The organism is Arthrobacter sp. 92 (assembly GCF_050260325.1).
Lineage (GTDB): Bacteria > Actinomycetota > Actinomycetes > Actinomycetales > Micrococcaceae > Arthrobacter.
This window is the reverse complement of sequence record NZ_CP189863.1, coordinates 3330681-3344990: the sequence shown is the minus strand read 5'-3', so window position 1 is coordinate 3344990 and position 14310 is coordinate 3330681. Positions and strand designations below refer to the sequence as shown.

Annotated in this window: 16 protein-coding genes and 1 riboswitch; of the genes, 15 read left to right on the top strand and 1 reads right to left on the bottom strand. The window is 65.4% G+C overall.

All coding sequences use genetic code 11. The features are described from left to right. Window positions 1-81: 81 nt before the first annotated feature. Both ffh and ACP4XC_RS15530 read left to right on the top strand, forming a co-directional pair. On the top strand, window positions 82-1671 hold the full coding sequence (gene ffh / locus ACP4XC_RS15535; RefSeq protein ID WP_427171187.1) for a signal recognition particle protein: 1590 nt from the start codon (window positions 82-84) through the stop codon (window positions 1669-1671). A 71-nt stretch (window positions 1672-1742) separates the two neighbouring features. Beyond that, on the top strand, window positions 1743-2477 hold the full coding sequence (locus ACP4XC_RS15530; RefSeq protein WP_427171186.1) for an alpha/beta fold hydrolase: 735 nt from the start codon (window positions 1743-1745) through the stop codon (window positions 2475-2477). On the opposite strand, the gene thiC is transcribed toward ACP4XC_RS15530, so the two are convergent. Next, entirely contained in the window at window positions 2446-4308 is a 1863-nt protein-coding gene (thiC, locus tag ACP4XC_RS15525) for a phosphomethylpyrimidine synthase ThiC (RefSeq protein ID WP_427171185.1), read from the bottom strand. The genes ACP4XC_RS15530 and thiC overlap by 32 nt on opposite strands. Then, window positions 4303-4410, bottom strand: a riboswitch (TPP riboswitch). Its footprint overlaps the gene before it by 6 nt. A gap of 88 nt (window positions 4411-4498) precedes the next feature. Here thiC and ACP4XC_RS15520 point away from each other — a divergent pair. The 13 genes from ACP4XC_RS15520 to ACP4XC_RS15460 all read left to right on the top strand — a co-directional run bounded on the left by ACP4XC_RS15520 (window position 4499) and on the right by ACP4XC_RS15460 (window position 14294). Then, complete coding sequence (locus tag ACP4XC_RS15520; protein WP_427171184.1) at window positions 4499-5593, top strand: amidohydrolase family protein; 1095 nt, start codon at window positions 4499-4501, stop codon at window positions 5591-5593. Between the two features lie 292 nt (window positions 5594-5885). Continuing rightward, entirely contained in the window at window positions 5886-6323 is a 438-nt protein-coding gene (locus ACP4XC_RS15515) for a hypothetical protein (protein WP_427171183.1), read from the top strand. Between the two features lie 184 nt (window positions 6324-6507). Beyond that, window positions 6508-6930 carry a 30S ribosomal protein S16 gene (rpsP, locus tag ACP4XC_RS15510; RefSeq protein ID WP_427171182.1) on the top strand — a complete coding sequence of 141 codons (423 nt, stop codon included), beginning with the start codon at window positions 6508-6510 and terminating at the stop codon, window positions 6928-6930. 1 nt (window position 6931) lies between these two features. After that, window positions 6932-7174: an RNA-binding protein gene (locus tag ACP4XC_RS15505; RefSeq protein WP_427171181.1), complete on the top strand. Its 243-nt coding sequence runs from the start codon at window positions 6932-6934 to the stop codon at window positions 7172-7174. 145 nt (window positions 7175-7319) lie between these two features. Next, window positions 7320-7898, top strand: coding sequence for a ribosome maturation factor RimM (gene rimM, locus ACP4XC_RS15500; protein WP_427171179.1), 579 nt, complete (start codon window positions 7320-7322; stop codon window positions 7896-7898). Continuing rightward, complete coding sequence (gene trmD / locus ACP4XC_RS15495; RefSeq protein WP_427171177.1) at window positions 7899-8714, top strand: tRNA (guanosine(37)-N1)-methyltransferase TrmD; 816 nt, start codon at window positions 7899-7901, stop codon at window positions 8712-8714. It begins immediately after the preceding gene. A 233-nt stretch (window positions 8715-8947) separates the two neighbouring features. Further along, a complete protein-coding gene (gene rplS, locus ACP4XC_RS15490; protein WP_427171175.1) occupies window positions 8948-9307 on the top strand; it encodes a 50S ribosomal protein L19 in 360 nt (119 codons plus the stop codon). Window positions 9308-9390: 83 nt separating this feature from the next. Then, the gene (gene lepB, locus ACP4XC_RS15485; protein WP_427171173.1) at window positions 9391-10068 is read left to right on the top strand and encodes a signal peptidase I; all 678 of its coding nucleotides are present in this window, start codon (window positions 9391-9393) and stop codon (window positions 10066-10068) included. Continuing rightward, a complete protein-coding gene (lepB, locus tag ACP4XC_RS15480; protein ID WP_427171171.1) occupies window positions 10069-10953 on the top strand; it encodes a signal peptidase I in 885 nt (294 codons plus the stop codon). It abuts the gene before it with no gap. Then, window positions 10953-11618, top strand: coding sequence for a ribonuclease HII (locus ACP4XC_RS15475; protein WP_427171169.1), 666 nt, complete (start codon window positions 10953-10955; stop codon window positions 11616-11618). Before lepB (ACP4XC_RS15480) ends, ACP4XC_RS15475 begins: the two co-directional genes overlap by 1 nt. A 74-nt stretch (window positions 11619-11692) precedes the next feature. After that, window positions 11693-12019, top strand: coding sequence for a DUF2469 domain-containing protein (locus ACP4XC_RS15470; protein ID WP_003806068.1), 327 nt, complete (start codon window positions 11693-11695; stop codon window positions 12017-12019). A gap of 373 nt (window positions 12020-12392) precedes the next feature. Beyond that, on the top strand, window positions 12393-12749 hold the full coding sequence (locus tag ACP4XC_RS15465) for a YraN family protein (protein ID WP_427171167.1): 357 nt from the start codon (window positions 12393-12395) through the stop codon (window positions 12747-12749). Continuing rightward, window positions 12750-14294, top strand: a complete 1545-nt coding sequence (locus ACP4XC_RS15460; protein ID WP_427171165.1) for a YifB family Mg chelatase-like AAA ATPase — start codon at window positions 12750-12752, stop codon at window positions 14292-14294. It abuts the gene before it with no gap. The last annotated feature ends 16 nt before the right edge of the window (window positions 14295-14310 follow it).

The window sequence follows — 14310 nt, the reverse complement described above, 5'->3', positions numbered from 1 at the left end:
CGTTTCGGCGAACAATAGTCGCGACGCTGGCGTGCCGCACAGGCCGCCATCCGCAGATCCACTGAAAGAAGTGCACGGCGCGTGTTCAATTCACTCTCTGACCGGTTGACAGCAACCTTCAAGAACCTCCGTGGCAAGGGCCGCCTCACCGAGGCGGATGTCGATGCCACCGTCCGCGAGATCCGGCGCGCCCTCCTGGACGCGGACGTTGCCGTGCCCGTGGTCCGTGAATTCACCGGACGCGTGCGGGAACGCGCTCTCGGCGCCGAGGTATCCGGCGCGCTGAACCCGAGCCAGCAGATCGTGAAGATCGTCAACGAGGAACTCGTTGAAATCCTCGGCGGCGAAACCCGCCGGATCCGGCTCGCCAAGACCGGCCCCACCGTCATCATGCTTGCCGGGCTCCAGGGTGCCGGCAAGACCACCCTCGCCGGAAAGCTCTCCAAGTGGCTCAAGGCGCAGGGTCACAGCCCCATCCTCGTCGCCTGCGACCTGCAGCGGCCCAACGCGGTCACGCAGCTGCAGGTCGTCGGCCAGCGCGCCGGCGTTCCCGTCTTCGCCCCGCATCCAGGGGCCAGCTCCACGGAGCTGGACCACCCCGCCGGGGACCCCGTCGCCGTCGCCCGCGCCGGGGTGGAGGAAGCCAAGCGCACCCTGCACGACGTCGTGATTGTGGACACCGCGGGCCGGACCGGCGTCGATGCCGAGATGATGGAACAGGCGCGCCAGATCCGCCGCGCCATTGTCCCCAACGAAGTCCTGTTCGTGGTCGACTCCATGATCGGCCAGGACGCCGTGAACACGGCGATGGCCTTCGATGAAGGTGTCAACTTCACCGGCATCGTGCTCTCCAAGCTCGACGGCGACGCCCGCGGCGGTGCCGCGCTGTCCGTCGCGTCGGTGACCGGCAAGCCGGTGATGTTCGCATCCACAGGCGAAGGCCTGGATGACTTCGAGCTCTTCCACCCGGACCGCATGGCCTCGCGCATCCTTGACATGGGTGACGTCCTGACCCTGATCGAGCAGGCGGAGAAGTCCTGGGACAAGGACGAAGCGGCCCGCATGGCGAAGAAATTCGCCGACCAGGAAGACTTCACCCTGGATGACTTCCTGTCCCAGATGCAGCAGATCCGCAACATGGGCTCCATGAAGAAAATGCTCATGATGATGCCCGGGGCACAGAATATCCGTCAGCAGCTGGAGCAGTTCGACGAGCGCGAGATCGACCGCGTAGAGGCCATTGTCCGGTCCATGACGCCGCACGAGCGCGTTGCGCCCAAGATCATCAACGGCTCGCGCCGCGCCCGCATCGCCAAGGGCTCGGGCGTGCACGTATCTGAGGTCAACGGACTGCTGGAGCGATTTGCGCAGGCCCAGAAGATGATGAAGAAGATGGCGGCCGGCGGCGGCATGCCCGGCATGCCCGGTATGCCGGGCATGGGGGGCGGGGGCGGGGCGCGCAAGAGCGCAAAGAGCGCTCCCAAGAAAAAAGCCCGTTCCGGGAACCCGGCCAAGGCCGCCCAGGAACTGCGTGAGGCCGAGTCGCGGCGGGCCAATGCCGCCAAGGCGCTGCCCACGGGCGCGGCGTTCGGTCAGCAGGACGCCGACTTCGATCCGTCCCAGCTGAACCTCCCCAAGGGCTTTGACAAGTTCCTCGGCGGCAGCAAGTAGCGTCTGGCTGCGAAGCAGGGACTCCGATGACGGGCGGCCGTAATGTCCGGCGATTGCCATAAGGTTGGGGCATGTTTAAGCAGCGCGTAGTGTTCGTTCACGGTGCCGGGAGCTTCGGCTCCGCCGCGTGGCCAAAGCAGCACGGCATGGCCCTGGCCTACGACGCCCTGTTCCTGCGCCGCCATGGCTTCGATGCCTCGGCCGAACCCTTGGAGTCGGACTTCCAGGCCGATGCCCGGATCGTGCTCGGGGCCCTGGCGGATGATGGCCGTGGTGCTGCCGGCGGCCACGTGGTGGCGCACTCGCATGGCGCCATCGCCGCCATGATGGCAGCCGTGGAGCGCCCTGACCTCGTCCACTCGTTGACACTGGTTGAGCCGGCGTGCCTGTCGCTGACCGCAGAGCTCCCCGCCACGGCGGCGCACCGGGCTCTGATGCAGCCCCTGTTCGATGTGCGCCACCAACTCGGCGACGATGACTTCGAGCGTGAGTTTGTCCGGCGCGCATTCTCCGCACACGCCCAGGACCCCGGCACGGCGGAGTCACGGGACTCGGCTCGGCGGCTCCGGCTGCAGGCGCCCCCGTGGGACGCGCCGCTGGAGATCGTCCCTGGCGTGCCGACGCTTGTGCTCACCGGCGGCTGGGAGCCCCTGTATGAGGAAATTGCCGGCTACCTCCGTGAGACCGGCGCCCTGCACCGCGTTGCCGCGGGCGGACACCGGCCTCAGGACTCAGTGGAGGGGGACCGGATCATCCGGTCCTTCATCGCCGATGTCAGCCGGCGTCAGCACCAGCAGGCGTCCTGACGGACGCGTCACCCTTTGCCGGCGGCTGCAGCTCCGGCAGGTAGACCTTGCCGCCCGAGGCGAGAAACTCGTCGCTCTTCTCCCTCATGCCTGCGGCCATCTCGGCCAGGGCAGCCTGGGCTTCGGCTGAGCCATACTCGTCGCGGATGTCCTGGCTGATGCGCATGGAGCAGAACTTCGGGCCGCACATGGAGCAGAAGTGTGCGGTCTTGGCAGGCTCGGCGGGAAGCGTCTCGTCGTGGAAAGCCTCGGCCGTGACCGGGTCCAGGGACAAGGCGAACTGGTCGCGCCAGCGGAACTCGAACCGCGCCTTCGACAAGGCGTCGTCCCGCTCGTGAGCTCCCGGGTGGCCCTTGGCGAGGTCGGCGGCGTGGGCTGCGATCTTGTAGGTGATCACGCCGGTCTTGACGTCGTCCTTGTTCGGCAGTCCCAGGTGTTCCTTGGGCGTCACATAGCAAAGCATTGCGGTGCCGTAGCGCGCGATTTCGGTGGCGCCGATGGCCGAGGTGATGTGGTCATACCCCGGTGCGATGTCGGTCACCAGCGGCCCAAGCGTGTAGAACGGCGCGCCCTTGCAGAGTTCCTGCTGGCGTTCGACGTTTTCGCGGACCAGGTGGAACGGCACGTGCCCGGGGCCTTCCACCATCACCTGCACGTCAAACTCCCAGGCGCGCTGCGTCAGTTCGGCCAAAGTGTCCAGTTCGGCGAACTGGGCCGCGTCATTGGCATCTGCTGTGGAACCCGGGCGCAGCCCGTCCCCGAGCGAAAATGCGACGTCGTACTTGGCGAAGATTTCGCAGAGCTCATCGAAGTGGGTGTAGAGGAAGTTCTCCTGGTGGTGCGCAAGGCACCAGCCGGCCATGATGGAACCGCCGCGCGACACGATGCCGGTCACGCGGCTCGCGGTCAGCGGCACGTACCTCAGCAGGACCCCGGCGTGGATGGTCATGTAGTCCACGCCCTGCTCGCACTGTTCGATCACGGTGTCGCGGAAGATCTCCCACGTCAGCTCGTTGGCCTGACCGTTTACCTTCTCCAGCGCCTGGTAGATCGGGACAGTGCCGATCGGCACGGGGGAGTTCCGGATGATCCATTCACGGGTGGTGTGGATGTCATCGCCGGTGGACAGGTCCATTACGGTGTCCGCACCCCACTGGGTGGCCCACTGCAGCTTGTCCACTTCCTCGGCAATGGAACTGGTGACCGCTGAGTTGCCGATGTTGGCGTTGATCTTCACCAGGAAGGCCTTGCCGATGATCATCGGCTCGGATTCCGGGTGGTTGATGTTGTTGGGGATGATTGCCCGGCCTGCAGCGACTTCGCTGCGCACCAGCTCCACATCGCAGTTTTCGCGCAGGGCCACAAAACGCATCTCGGGCGTGACGACGCCCTGACGCGCGTAGTGCATCTGGGTGACGGTCCTGCCCTCGACGGCGCGGCGTGGCACAGGCTGCCCGCCCTTCCACTCGGCGGAGGCGGCCCCGCGGCGCACGGCGGACTTACCGTCGTCGAGCAGGTTCCGTTCCCGCCCGCTGTACGGCTCGGTGTCTCCACGGGACTCAATCCACTGGGTGCGGAACGGCTCAAGCCCCACCACGGGGTCGCTGCCCGGACCGGCGGTCCGGTACACCTGGAATGGAGGATTCGTGCTGCCGTCCGGTGACTTCTCCAACGCGATGGTGGTCACCGGGACACGGATGCCGTTTTCCTCGTCGCCGATGAAGGCCAGCGAGTGGGATTTCAGCGACTGGGTCTCAGGCTGATCGGAACCGACCCCGTCCTGGGCGGACCCATTTTGGGCAGGGAACAACTGTGTTTCTTGCGTATTCAAGGAATACTCACTTCCTTCGCCGGCATTACCCGGACAGGTTCAACGGTCGCAGGCTGCATCAGCCCGATCTCAGCCCCTGCAGGGGCACCCGTGTGGTCGTAGACGAAGCTACCACAACCCCCTTGGGAGGTGCCCGTCCGTGACGGGGCTGTCGGGCGCCGGGACGCGCGGGAGGTTTAAGCTTTAGCTCATGGCGGGAATCATCGAGTTCAGCGGAACCATCCTCACGTCGGCGTCCACCGAACGGCGCGGGCTGTGGTCGGTGGACGGCACACTGACCTTCACCAGGCCGGCCGCGACGCCGGAGCTGGTGCTGGACGGATGGGTTATCCCCGGCCTGGTGGACGCCCACTGCCACATTGGCCTGGGACCGGGCGGTTTGGTCTCCGACGCTGTGGCGGAGGCGCAGGCTCTGGCGGACCGCTCGGCCGGCACCCTGCTGGTCCGTGACGCCGGAGCAGTGAACGACACCCGGTGGCTCCAGCGCCGGCCGGGCATGCCCCGGATCATTCGGGCCGGGCGGCACATTGCCAGAACCCGCCGCTACCTGCGGGGACTCGCGGTGGAGGTGGAGCCGGGCGAACTGGTGGAGGCCGTGCGAAAACAGGCCCGGGCCGGCGACGGCTGGGTGAAGCTCGTGGGGGACTGGATCGACCGCGGCGCCGGCGATCTCGCCGCCTCCTTCCCGGCCTCGGCGGTGAAGGATGCCGTCCAGGCCGCGCATGACGAGGGTGCCAGGGTAACGGCTCACTGCTTCGCCGAAACCACCCTGGACGACATGCTGGACGCCGGCATTGACTGCATCGAACACGGCACGGGCCTGCTCCCGCGGCACATCCCCAGGTTCGTGGAACAGCGCGTCCCGATCGTTCCCACCCTGATCAACATTGCAACCTTCCCGGAGATCGCAGCCCGGGCGGAGAGCAAATTCCCGCGCTACGCCGCACACATGCGGGACCTCTGGTTGGGCAGGGCCGAGCGGATCCTGGAAGCATTCGAGGCCGGAGTGGCGATCTACGCCGGAACCGACGCAGGCAGCGTGATCCGGCACGGCCGCATCGTGGACGAACTCCAGGCTCTGCACGCCGCCGGGCTCCCGGCCGCAGCAGCCCTGGATGCGGGATCCTGGGGCGCGCGCACGTGGCTCGGCGCGGCAGGCATTTCAGAGGGCGCCAGTGCCGACGTCATCGTCTGCGCCGAAGATCCCCGGGGCTCGCTCAGCACCCTAAGGCAACCGAAGCAGATCGTCCTGCGCGGCGAGTCCTTGCCGGCAGGAATGAATTGAAGCTTCACCTAATTTTGCCCCGACCGCGCAGTGGGCCCGCAGTCCCTGACCGAGGAAGCCGTGACGTTGCAGCCTGAGTCGGCCGCCAGCGTCGGGCACGTCCATCTCCAGGTGGGGCGACGTCACGCGGGCGCGCAACTCTGCGGTCCGCGGGCCCGTGGCCAAACCGGATCCGGGCCCCGCCGCAACACCCTTGGTCCCGTCGTCTGGGCTAGGCTGATGCGGAAGGGCTCGGGCGGCCCGCGGCCGCCCGAAAGGCCCGAAACCACAGACGGAATGAGGAACGATCTCCATGGGGTTCACCGAAATCTTTGTTGCGACCCACGACGAGGCGCTCAAACGCGCAGCCGTTCTTGATGGCGGGGGTCCGGCGGCGCCCGGCGCCGTGCGGATTCCGGACATCAGCGATTTTGAGATTGAACAGCTCGGCGATCTGGCAGGGGCAGCGGTGCATGCAGCAGGCGCCGACTACGAACTGGCCATGGTGGATGTGGCCAGTGATTCACTCCTGGGCGTCCCGGCGGCCATGGTGCGGGCTCTCGCGGAACTGCTCAGCTACGAGTCCGAGGGGGAGGGCGATGTCCTTGAGGAAGTGGCTGCCAGCTGGGCTGCCGAGGAGGACATGCCCTTCGGTGTGGAGGAGGCCCGGGGTTACGTGCGGCAGCTGGCCCAGATGGCGGGCGGAATCGATCCCAACAGCCGAACCGGCCTTTATGTCTGGTCAGCCTGAACGCCTGCGCGTGTGTCAAGTCGAAATCCCGCCGCCAATCTGGCACAATGAACAGGTACTCGATCTGCGTGGCCCCTCTCTCCGCGTCCGGATCCTGTCCTTTTAGAACCCCCTAGTACGGCCCGCCCCACGGGTGCAGAACGCCGGGCTCGACCCCGTTTCAGAAACAGGAGTGACCACAAAAGTGGCCGTAAAGATTCGCCTTAAGCGCTTCGGTAAGATGCGCGCACCGTACTACCGCATCGTCGTCATGGACGCACGCTCCAAGCGTGATGGCCGTGCCATCGAAGAGATCGGCAAGTACCACCCGACCGAAGAGCCCTCCTACATCGAGGTCGACACGGAACGTGCACAGTACTGGCTCGGCGTCGGCGCACAGCCGTCCGAGCAGGTTGCCGCGATCCTGAAGATCACCGGTGACTGGCAGAAGTTCAAGGGTCTCCCCGGCCAGGAGGGCACCCTGAAGACCAAGGCGCCCAAGGCTGCCTTCGTTACCCCCGAAAAGGGTTCTGTGATCATCCCGGAAGCCATCACCAAGAAGGCCAAGAAGGACGAAGCAGCCGAGGCCCCCGCCGAAGCCGCAGCAGAGACCACCGAGGCTGAGTAAATTGCTGGCAGAAGCGCTCGAACACCTTGTCCGCGGGATTGTTGACAGCCCCGAGGACGTTAAGGTCAGCTCGAAGAACAACCGCCGCGGGGACACCCTCGAGGTTCGCGTTCATCAGGACGACCTCGGACGGGTGATCGGCCGCCAGGGCCGGACAGCACGTGCCTTGCGCACCGTGGTGGCCGCGCTGGCGGGCGGGGAACAGGTCAGGGTCGACGTCGTCGACACCGACCGCCGCCGGTAGCGCATTCAGCAAAACTTGTCTTTAGTCCGGCCCCTTCACCAGATAATGGTGGAGGGGCCGGACTGTTTTGGGGCCGGCCCGGAACAACACGAATCCCAGCACAATACGAATTCCAGCCCAGTACGAACCCGGAACAGAGGAACAGATGCAGCTTCAGGTGGCACGAATCGGCAAACCACACGGAATCCGTGGCGAGGTGACCGTCCAGGTGCTGACCGATGCGCCGGAGGACCGCTTTATGCCGGGCGCGGAGTTTGTGGTCGAGCCCGCATCCGTGGGCACATTGACCGTGGACAGCGCCCGGTGGAACAAGGACATCCTGTTGCTGGGCTTCGAAGGCATCGAGACCCGTAACCAGGCCGAGGCGCTCCGAGGGGCAAAGCTCTTCATTGAGACCGAGGAACTCCATGAGGACGACGACGAGGGCTGGTACGAGCATGAACTCGTGGGCCTCGACGTCCGGGTGGGCAACGCCGTGGTGGGCAAGGTTTCCGGCCTCCGCACCCTTCCGGTCCAGGACCTGATCGTGATGGAGGCGCCGGACGGCAAGGAGATCCTGATTCCCTTCGTTCAGGAGATCGTCCCTGAAGTCAACGTTGGCGAGAAGTACATTCTGGTCACACCTCCGCCTGGCCTGTTCGAGATCAATATTGAGGATGCAGGCGCGGAAGGTTCCGAAGAAGAGGGCGCGGAGCCGCAGGCTGCGGCCGGGGATGACGCCTAGATGAGGATCGACGTCGTCAGCATCTTTCCGGAGTACCTGGCGCCCCTGGAACTCTCGCTGATTGGCAAGGCCCGCCAGGATGGGCTGCTGGACCTGCTCGTCCACGACCTCCGGGACTTCACCACCGACAGGCACCGCACGGTTGACGACACCCCGTACGGCGGCGGCGCCGGTATGGTGATGAAGGCGGAGCCGTGGGCCCAGGCGCTTGCGGCCGTGGCCGAGGGCTACTCGGGCCGGGCTCCCGGCGACGGTGCCAAGCCCGTGCTCATCGTTCCGTCCCCGGCCGGGAAACGGTTCACTCAGGCCATTGCCCATGAGCTGGCGGACGAAGAGCAGCTTGTGTTTGCCTGTGGCCGTTACGAAGGCATCGACGAGCGCGTCCTGGAGTGGGCCAGCGAGCACTTCACGGTCCGCCCCATGAGCCTGGGCGATTACGTCCTGAACGGCGGCGAGGTTGCCGTCCTGGCCATGGTCGAGGCGATCGTGCGCCTCCTCCCCGGAGTGGTGGGCAACCCTGAATCACTCGTGGAGGAATCCCACTCCGACGGGCTGCTCGAATACCCCGTCTATACCAAACCCTCGTCCTGGCGGGACCGCGAAGTCCCGCCGGTGCTGCTCAGCGGCAATCACGGCAAGATCGCGCAGTGGCGCCGCCACCAGCAGTTCCAGCGCACGGCGGAACGCCGCCCGGACCTGCTCGACGGGTTCGACGCGGGCGCCCTGCCCCGCGCGGACCGCACCGCTTTGGCTGACTTGGGGTACGACGTCGTCGACGGCCGCCTCAAGCGCCGCGCAGACGCGACTGAGGATTGAAGCGGAGGATTAGCCGGAATCGCCGGTGTGTGGCAAAATTAGTCCTTGTGCTTGCTGGGCCCGCACCTGCCACAGGGGGAGCGTCGCCAACAGCCTGGCACCCCGGTTCCGTCAATCAGTGATGGAGCCGGAACAGAAAATTTTCGGCGGTGATTTCCGGACAGCTTTTGCTGCCGGGCTTGGCCGCCGTGACCCAAAGTGAGTGACCTGTGGCGTTCACCAGGAGTGGATCAATGCATATCCTCGATTCCGTAGACGCAGCCTCGCTGCGCACCGACGTTCCCGTCTTCCGTGCCGGCGACACCATCAAGGTGCACGTGAACATCATCGAAGGCAAGAACTCCCGTGTCCAGGTCTTCCAGGGCTTCGTCCTTGGCCGCCAGGGCGACGGCATCCGCGAAACCTTCACCGTCCGCAAGGTCTCCTTCGGTGTCGGCGTGGAGCGTACCTTCCCGGTGCACTCCCCGATCATCGACAAGATCGAGCTCGTCTCCAAGGGTGACGTGCGCCGCGCCAAGCTGTACTACATGCGCGCACTGCGTGGTAAGGCCGCAAAGATCAAGGAAAAGCGGGACTTCAACAACGCCAAGTAGGTCTCCGGGCCTCCACGGCGGGTCCGGCGCCCGGGTCCGGCAAGCGCCGGAGCTTAAAGCAAAAGCGCCACAGGATACGGATTATGGACCAGACAAAACGCCAGCCCAGGAAACTGGGCTGGCGTTTTGTGTTAATTGCCCTGGCGCTGGCCCTGCTGGTCAGCGGACTGGTCAGGTCGCTGTGGCTGGACGTCTATTTCATACCATCGGCCTCTATGGAGCCGCTGCTCGGCACGGGGGACAGGATCCTGGTATCCCGCACCGACTTCATCGGTGAACCGGTGAGGCACGGTGATGTGGTGGTCTTTGACGGCCGGGGATCATTCGCTCCCCTCAGCAGCGGCGCCAGCCCCCTGCAGGATGCCCTCGCCACGGCGGGGCACTGGTTTGGCCTGACGGGCAGTGATACAACCTACGTTAAGCGCGTAATTGGGCTGCCGGGCGACCACGTGGTGTGCTGCGATGACAATCAGCACCTCACAGTGAACGGTCAGGCGCTTGCGGAACCCTATCTGTATGAAGGCGACGTGGCCAGTAAACAGAAATTCAGCGTGATCGTCCCCGAGGGAAGACTATGGTTGCTGGGGGACCATCGATCCATGTCCGCGGATTCCCGGAGCCTCCTTGGGGCGCCCGGGGGCGGTATGGTGCCGCTGGACCGGGTAATTGGCCGGCCCGTTCAGATCATTTGGCCGCTCGACAGATTTGCCGCGGTGCCCCGGCCCGCGGAAACCATAACCACAACGAAGGACGGACAGTAGATGCCCGAGACCGACCCCCGGACTCCTGATCCGCTCAAAGCCATAGATCGCGATGCGGCGCTGGACACGACGGAGCCAGAGGCCCGTCATTCCGCCTCCTCGCGTTCCGCCGACGTTCCCGCGGTGGCCTCCATGGGCCCGTCGACCGGTTCATCCGCAGAGGCCAGCAGCGGTGGGACCAAAGGAGCCCATTCCAAGGCCGGCAGGAAGCGCGGCCCGGTCTTTCTGTGGTTCAAGGAAGTGGCCACGGTGGTTGTTATCGCTGTGGTGTTGTCCTTCCTCATCAAGACGTTCCTCTTCCGCGCCTTCTACATCCCCTCGGAGTCCATGGTGAACACCCTGGATGTGAACGACCGTATCTTCGTGAACCTCCTGGTGCCCGAGCCGTTCGCCCTGGAGCGCGGCGACGTTGTGGTGTTCAAGGATACGAAGGGATGGCTGGTACCGGGCCCCGCTAAGGCGAATGGCCCGTTTACCTGGGTGCAGGACGGGCTGACGTTTGTGGGCCTGCTCCCGGACAACTCCGAGCAGCACCTCGTCAAGCGCGTCATCGGGCTCCCTGGCGACCATGTGGTGTGTTGCGACGCCGGCGGCAAGCTGACCATCAACGGCACCGCTATCAGCGAGGCCTACGTTAACCCGGCCGAGATTCCAGACATCCGCAACTTCGACGTTGTGGTCCCCGACGGCAAGGTGTGGGTGATGGGCGATAACCGGAACCACTCAGCGGATTCCCGCTCGCACCAGGAGACCAACGGCGGGTTCGTCGACATCGCCGATATTGAAGGCAGGGCGGCCGTCATCGCCTGGCCGCTGAACCGTGTCACCGGGCTGGGCAACTACCCGGATGTCTTCCGTAACGTACCTGCCCCTGCTGGAAAATAATGTCCCTCGCACCAACCCTTGACTACGAGCGCCGCTTTCTCGGCTCCGGCGCGAGGCTGCTGGCTGGCGTCGACGAGGTGGGGCGAGGGGCCCTGGCCGGTCCCGTCAGCGTAGGGATCGCCGTGATCGACCTGAGCCGGCAGGACCTCCTGGATGATGTCCGTGACAGCAAACTACTCCGGGAGTCCGAACGCGAGCGTCTGGAGCCGCTGGTGCGAAGCTGGTGTGTTGCCTCGGCGGTGGGGCATGCCTCGGCCAAGGAGATCGACGCCTTGGGCCTCATCAGTGCCATGCGGACCGCCGGCACCCGTGCCTGGCTTGATCTTTTAGGCCGTGGCGTCATACCCGAGGTGGTGCTCCTGGACGGCAGCCACAACTGGCTTTCTCCCGAGCCGCAGGCTTCCCTGTTTGACGACGCCGACCCCGCTCCTGGCTGTGATGCACCCGTTCACACCCTCGTCAAGGCTGATATGCAATGTTTGAGCGTGGCCGCTGCCAGTATCCTGGCCAAGGTTGAGCGGGACCGGCTGATGGGTGTGCTGCACGAGGAGTTTCCCGGTTACGGCTGGAACGAGAACAAGGGCTATGGAACAGCCTTGCATCGTGAGGCGCTCAATGCGTTGGGGCCCACGCCCTACCACCGCGTTAGCTGGCAGATCCTTTAGATTCCCGCCTGGGCGCCGCCGTCATGGTTGCCGCTGTGGTCCACGCGGTGTGCGCAATGGTGCAAGATGGAACCATGAGTGCCGAGGATCTTGAGAACTATGAAACCGACATGGAGCTGCAGCTCTACCGCGAGTACCGTGACGTCGTCGGACTATTCAGCTATGTGGTCGAGACCGAGCGGCGTTTCTACTTGGCCAACCATGTGGACCTCCAGGCGCGCAGTGCCGACGGCGAGGTCTATTTTGACCTGACCCTGCAGGACGCGTGGGTCTGGGACGTCTACCGGTCAGCCCGGTTCGTCAAGAGTGTCCGGGTCATCACGTTCAAGGACGTCAACGTCGAGGAGCTGCCCCGCAACGAGGAGCTGGCCTTGCCCAAGGACGTTGACCTCGGGAACTGATTCCTGGCCGGCTCTCGGGTCTACCTGTTTTTTGCCGCGGGTATGGATCATCGGCCTCCGCGGCGGGAAACTACACGTATGGGAATGATCCGCTGTTCGCCTCCAACGGCTTACCGAGAAGAACTCACGACATGAAAATACTCTGCTGGTTCCTGGGACACGTTTGGAGCAGCCATGCCGGCTTCTACGATGAGCGGCCGCACCAGTCTGCGCATTGCATGAGATGCGGGAAGCGCGCTTAACGAATGCCTGGCAGGGACGCCGTTCCCACTCATCCTCCACATGGCCCCCGGACGCGCGGGTTTCCCACATAGCGCATTAAGTCCGTGGGCCTCGCGCTGCCTGACCGCCAAGCTGGTGGCGGAGGTAAGAAATGAGAGCCAAAGACTTGCTTGGCCGGCGCGGGGAGGAACTCGCTTCGGGTTATCTGGAGTCACAGGGCATGCGGATTGTTGACCGCAACTGGCGCTGCCCGGGCGGCGAGATCGACATCGTTGCGCTGGATGGCGACACCCTGGTCATCGCCGAGGTGAAGACCCGGAAATCATTGGCCTATGGCCACCCCTTTGAGGCGGTCGGCGTTGCCAAGCTGGCCCGGCTGCACCGGCTGGCATCGGCCTGGTGCCGGGACCATGAACTAAGAATGCCCTTCCGCCGCGTGGACGTCGTGGCAGTCCTTGACGACGGCGCCGGTGAACCCCTGGTGGAGCATCTCAAGGGGGTTGGGTAGGTGGCGCTCGGAAGGACGTACTCGGTGGCGCTGGTGGGGCTCAACGGCTATATTGTGGAGGTTGAGGCCGATATCGGCCAGACCCTGCCGGCATTCGTGATCCTGGGCCTTCCGGACGCATCGTTGAACGAGGCGAAGGAACGCATCCGTTCGGCGGCGCAGAATTCGGGCATACCGTTGAGCCGGCGGAAGATCACGGCGAACCTCATCCCGGCCTCTCTGCCAAAGCGGGGGTCTGGCTTCGACCTGGCCATTACCATGGCCGTCCTCCGGGCCGCCAACGATATCCGTCCTACGGAACGGACCGTCTTCATCGCGGAGCTTGGCCTGGACGGTCGCCTAAGGCCCGTCCGGGGAGTTCTTCCCGCCGTTATGGCCGCGGTGCAGGCCGGCTACCCCGATGTGGTGGTTTCCCATGCCAACGTGGCCGAAGCGGAGCTGGTGCCCGGAGCCCGGGTCCGGGGCTATAGGACCCTTGCCCGCCTGGCGTGCGATTTCGGCGCCGACCCGCAGGAGCTGGCCCTCGACTTTGAGCCGGAATACCAGGATGGCTCATCGGAGCCGCGCGCCACCCCCGGGCCCTTGCCCGACATGTGCGATGTCTCGGGCCAGGCCGATGCACGGAGAGCCCTGGAGGTCGCCGCCGCCGGCGCCCACCACCTGCTGTTGTCGGGTCCTCCCGGCGCCGGAAAGACCATGCTCGCCGAACGGCTGCCTGGCCTCTTGCCGGACCTGGGCGACACGGAGGCCATGGAAGTTACCGCGATCCATTCGCTCTGTGCCCTGGCGTCCTCGTCCGTTCAGTTACAACGCCGGCCGCCTTTTGAGAATCCGCATCACACGGCCACGGCGGCCGCGATCATCGGCGGCGGGACGGGATTGCCGCGGCCCGGGGCCGCCTCACGGGCCCATCGTGGCGTGCTGTTCCTTGACGAGGCTCCGGAATATGAGCGGCGCGTCCTCGATGCCCTCAGACAGCCTCTGGAAAGCGGCGAGCTGGTCATTCACCGGTCGGCAGGTACTGCCGCCTACCCTGCGCGGTTTCAACTGGTTCTCGCTGCCAACCCGTGTCCCTGCGGCAAAGCGTTCGGCAAGGGGCTGGACTGCACCTGCACGCCCGTAATGCGCCGGCGCTACCTTGCGAGAATGTCGGGCCCGCTCTTGGACAGGGTGGACATCCAGTTGCAGGTTGACAGGGTATCGCTTGCCGACTTCGGGCAGCCCGGAGCGGAAGAAGATACCCATACCGTCGCCGGACGGGTTCGAGCAGCCCGCGAACGGCAACTGGAGCGGCTCCTGCCCCTGGGCATGGAAACCAACGCCCAGGTCACCGGAAGGGTCCTTCGCGGGCCCCTGCGTCTGGCCTCTGCCACCACCCGGATCCTGGACCATTCGCTGGAACGCGGTGTCCTCACGGCACGCGGCTACGACCGCGTGCTGCGCCTGGCCTGGACGCTGGCGGATCTGGCCTGCCGGCAGGTGCCGGACGAAAACGATATCGGCCAGGCGCTCGGCCTTCGCCTTGCGGCCTCGGCAACGGCATGAGGCCCTGAAAGGAACA

What these genes read in the sequence shown, in the direction of transcription:
- ACP4XC_RS15530 (WP_427171186.1), top strand. Translation starts at nt 1,743, where the DNA reads ATGTTTAAGCAGCGCGTAGTGTTCGTTCACGGTGCCGGGAGCTTCGGC.
- ACP4XC_RS15520 (WP_427171184.1), top strand. Translation starts at nt 4,499, where the DNA reads ATGGCGGGAATCATCGAGTTCAGCGGAACCATCCTCACGTCGGCGTCC.
- ACP4XC_RS15515 (WP_427171183.1), top strand. Translation starts at nt 5,886, where the DNA reads ATGGGGTTCACCGAAATCTTTGTTGCGACCCACGACGAGGCGCTCAAA.
- rimM (WP_427171179.1), top strand. Translation starts at nt 7,320, where the DNA reads ATGCAGCTTCAGGTGGCACGAATCGGCAAACCACACGGAATCCGTGGC.
- trmD (WP_427171177.1), top strand. Translation starts at nt 7,899, where the DNA reads ATGAGGATCGACGTCGTCAGCATCTTTCCGGAGTACCTGGCGCCCCTG.
- rplS (WP_427171175.1), top strand. Translation starts at nt 8,948, where the DNA reads ATGCATATCCTCGATTCCGTAGACGCAGCCTCGCTGCGCACCGACGTT.
- lepB (WP_427171173.1), top strand. Translation starts at nt 9,391, where the DNA reads ATGGACCAGACAAAACGCCAGCCCAGGAAACTGGGCTGGCGTTTTGTG.
- lepB (WP_427171171.1), top strand. Translation starts at nt 10,069, where the DNA reads ATGCCCGAGACCGACCCCCGGACTCCTGATCCGCTCAAAGCCATAGAT.
- ACP4XC_RS15475 (WP_427171169.1), top strand. Translation starts at nt 10,953, where the DNA reads ATGTCCCTCGCACCAACCCTTGACTACGAGCGCCGCTTTCTCGGCTCC.
- ACP4XC_RS15470 (WP_003806068.1), top strand. Translation starts at nt 11,693, where the DNA reads ATGAGTGCCGAGGATCTTGAGAACTATGAAACCGACATGGAGCTGCAG.
- ACP4XC_RS15465 (WP_427171167.1), top strand. Translation starts at nt 12,393, where the DNA reads ATGAGAGCCAAAGACTTGCTTGGCCGGCGCGGGGAGGAACTCGCTTCG.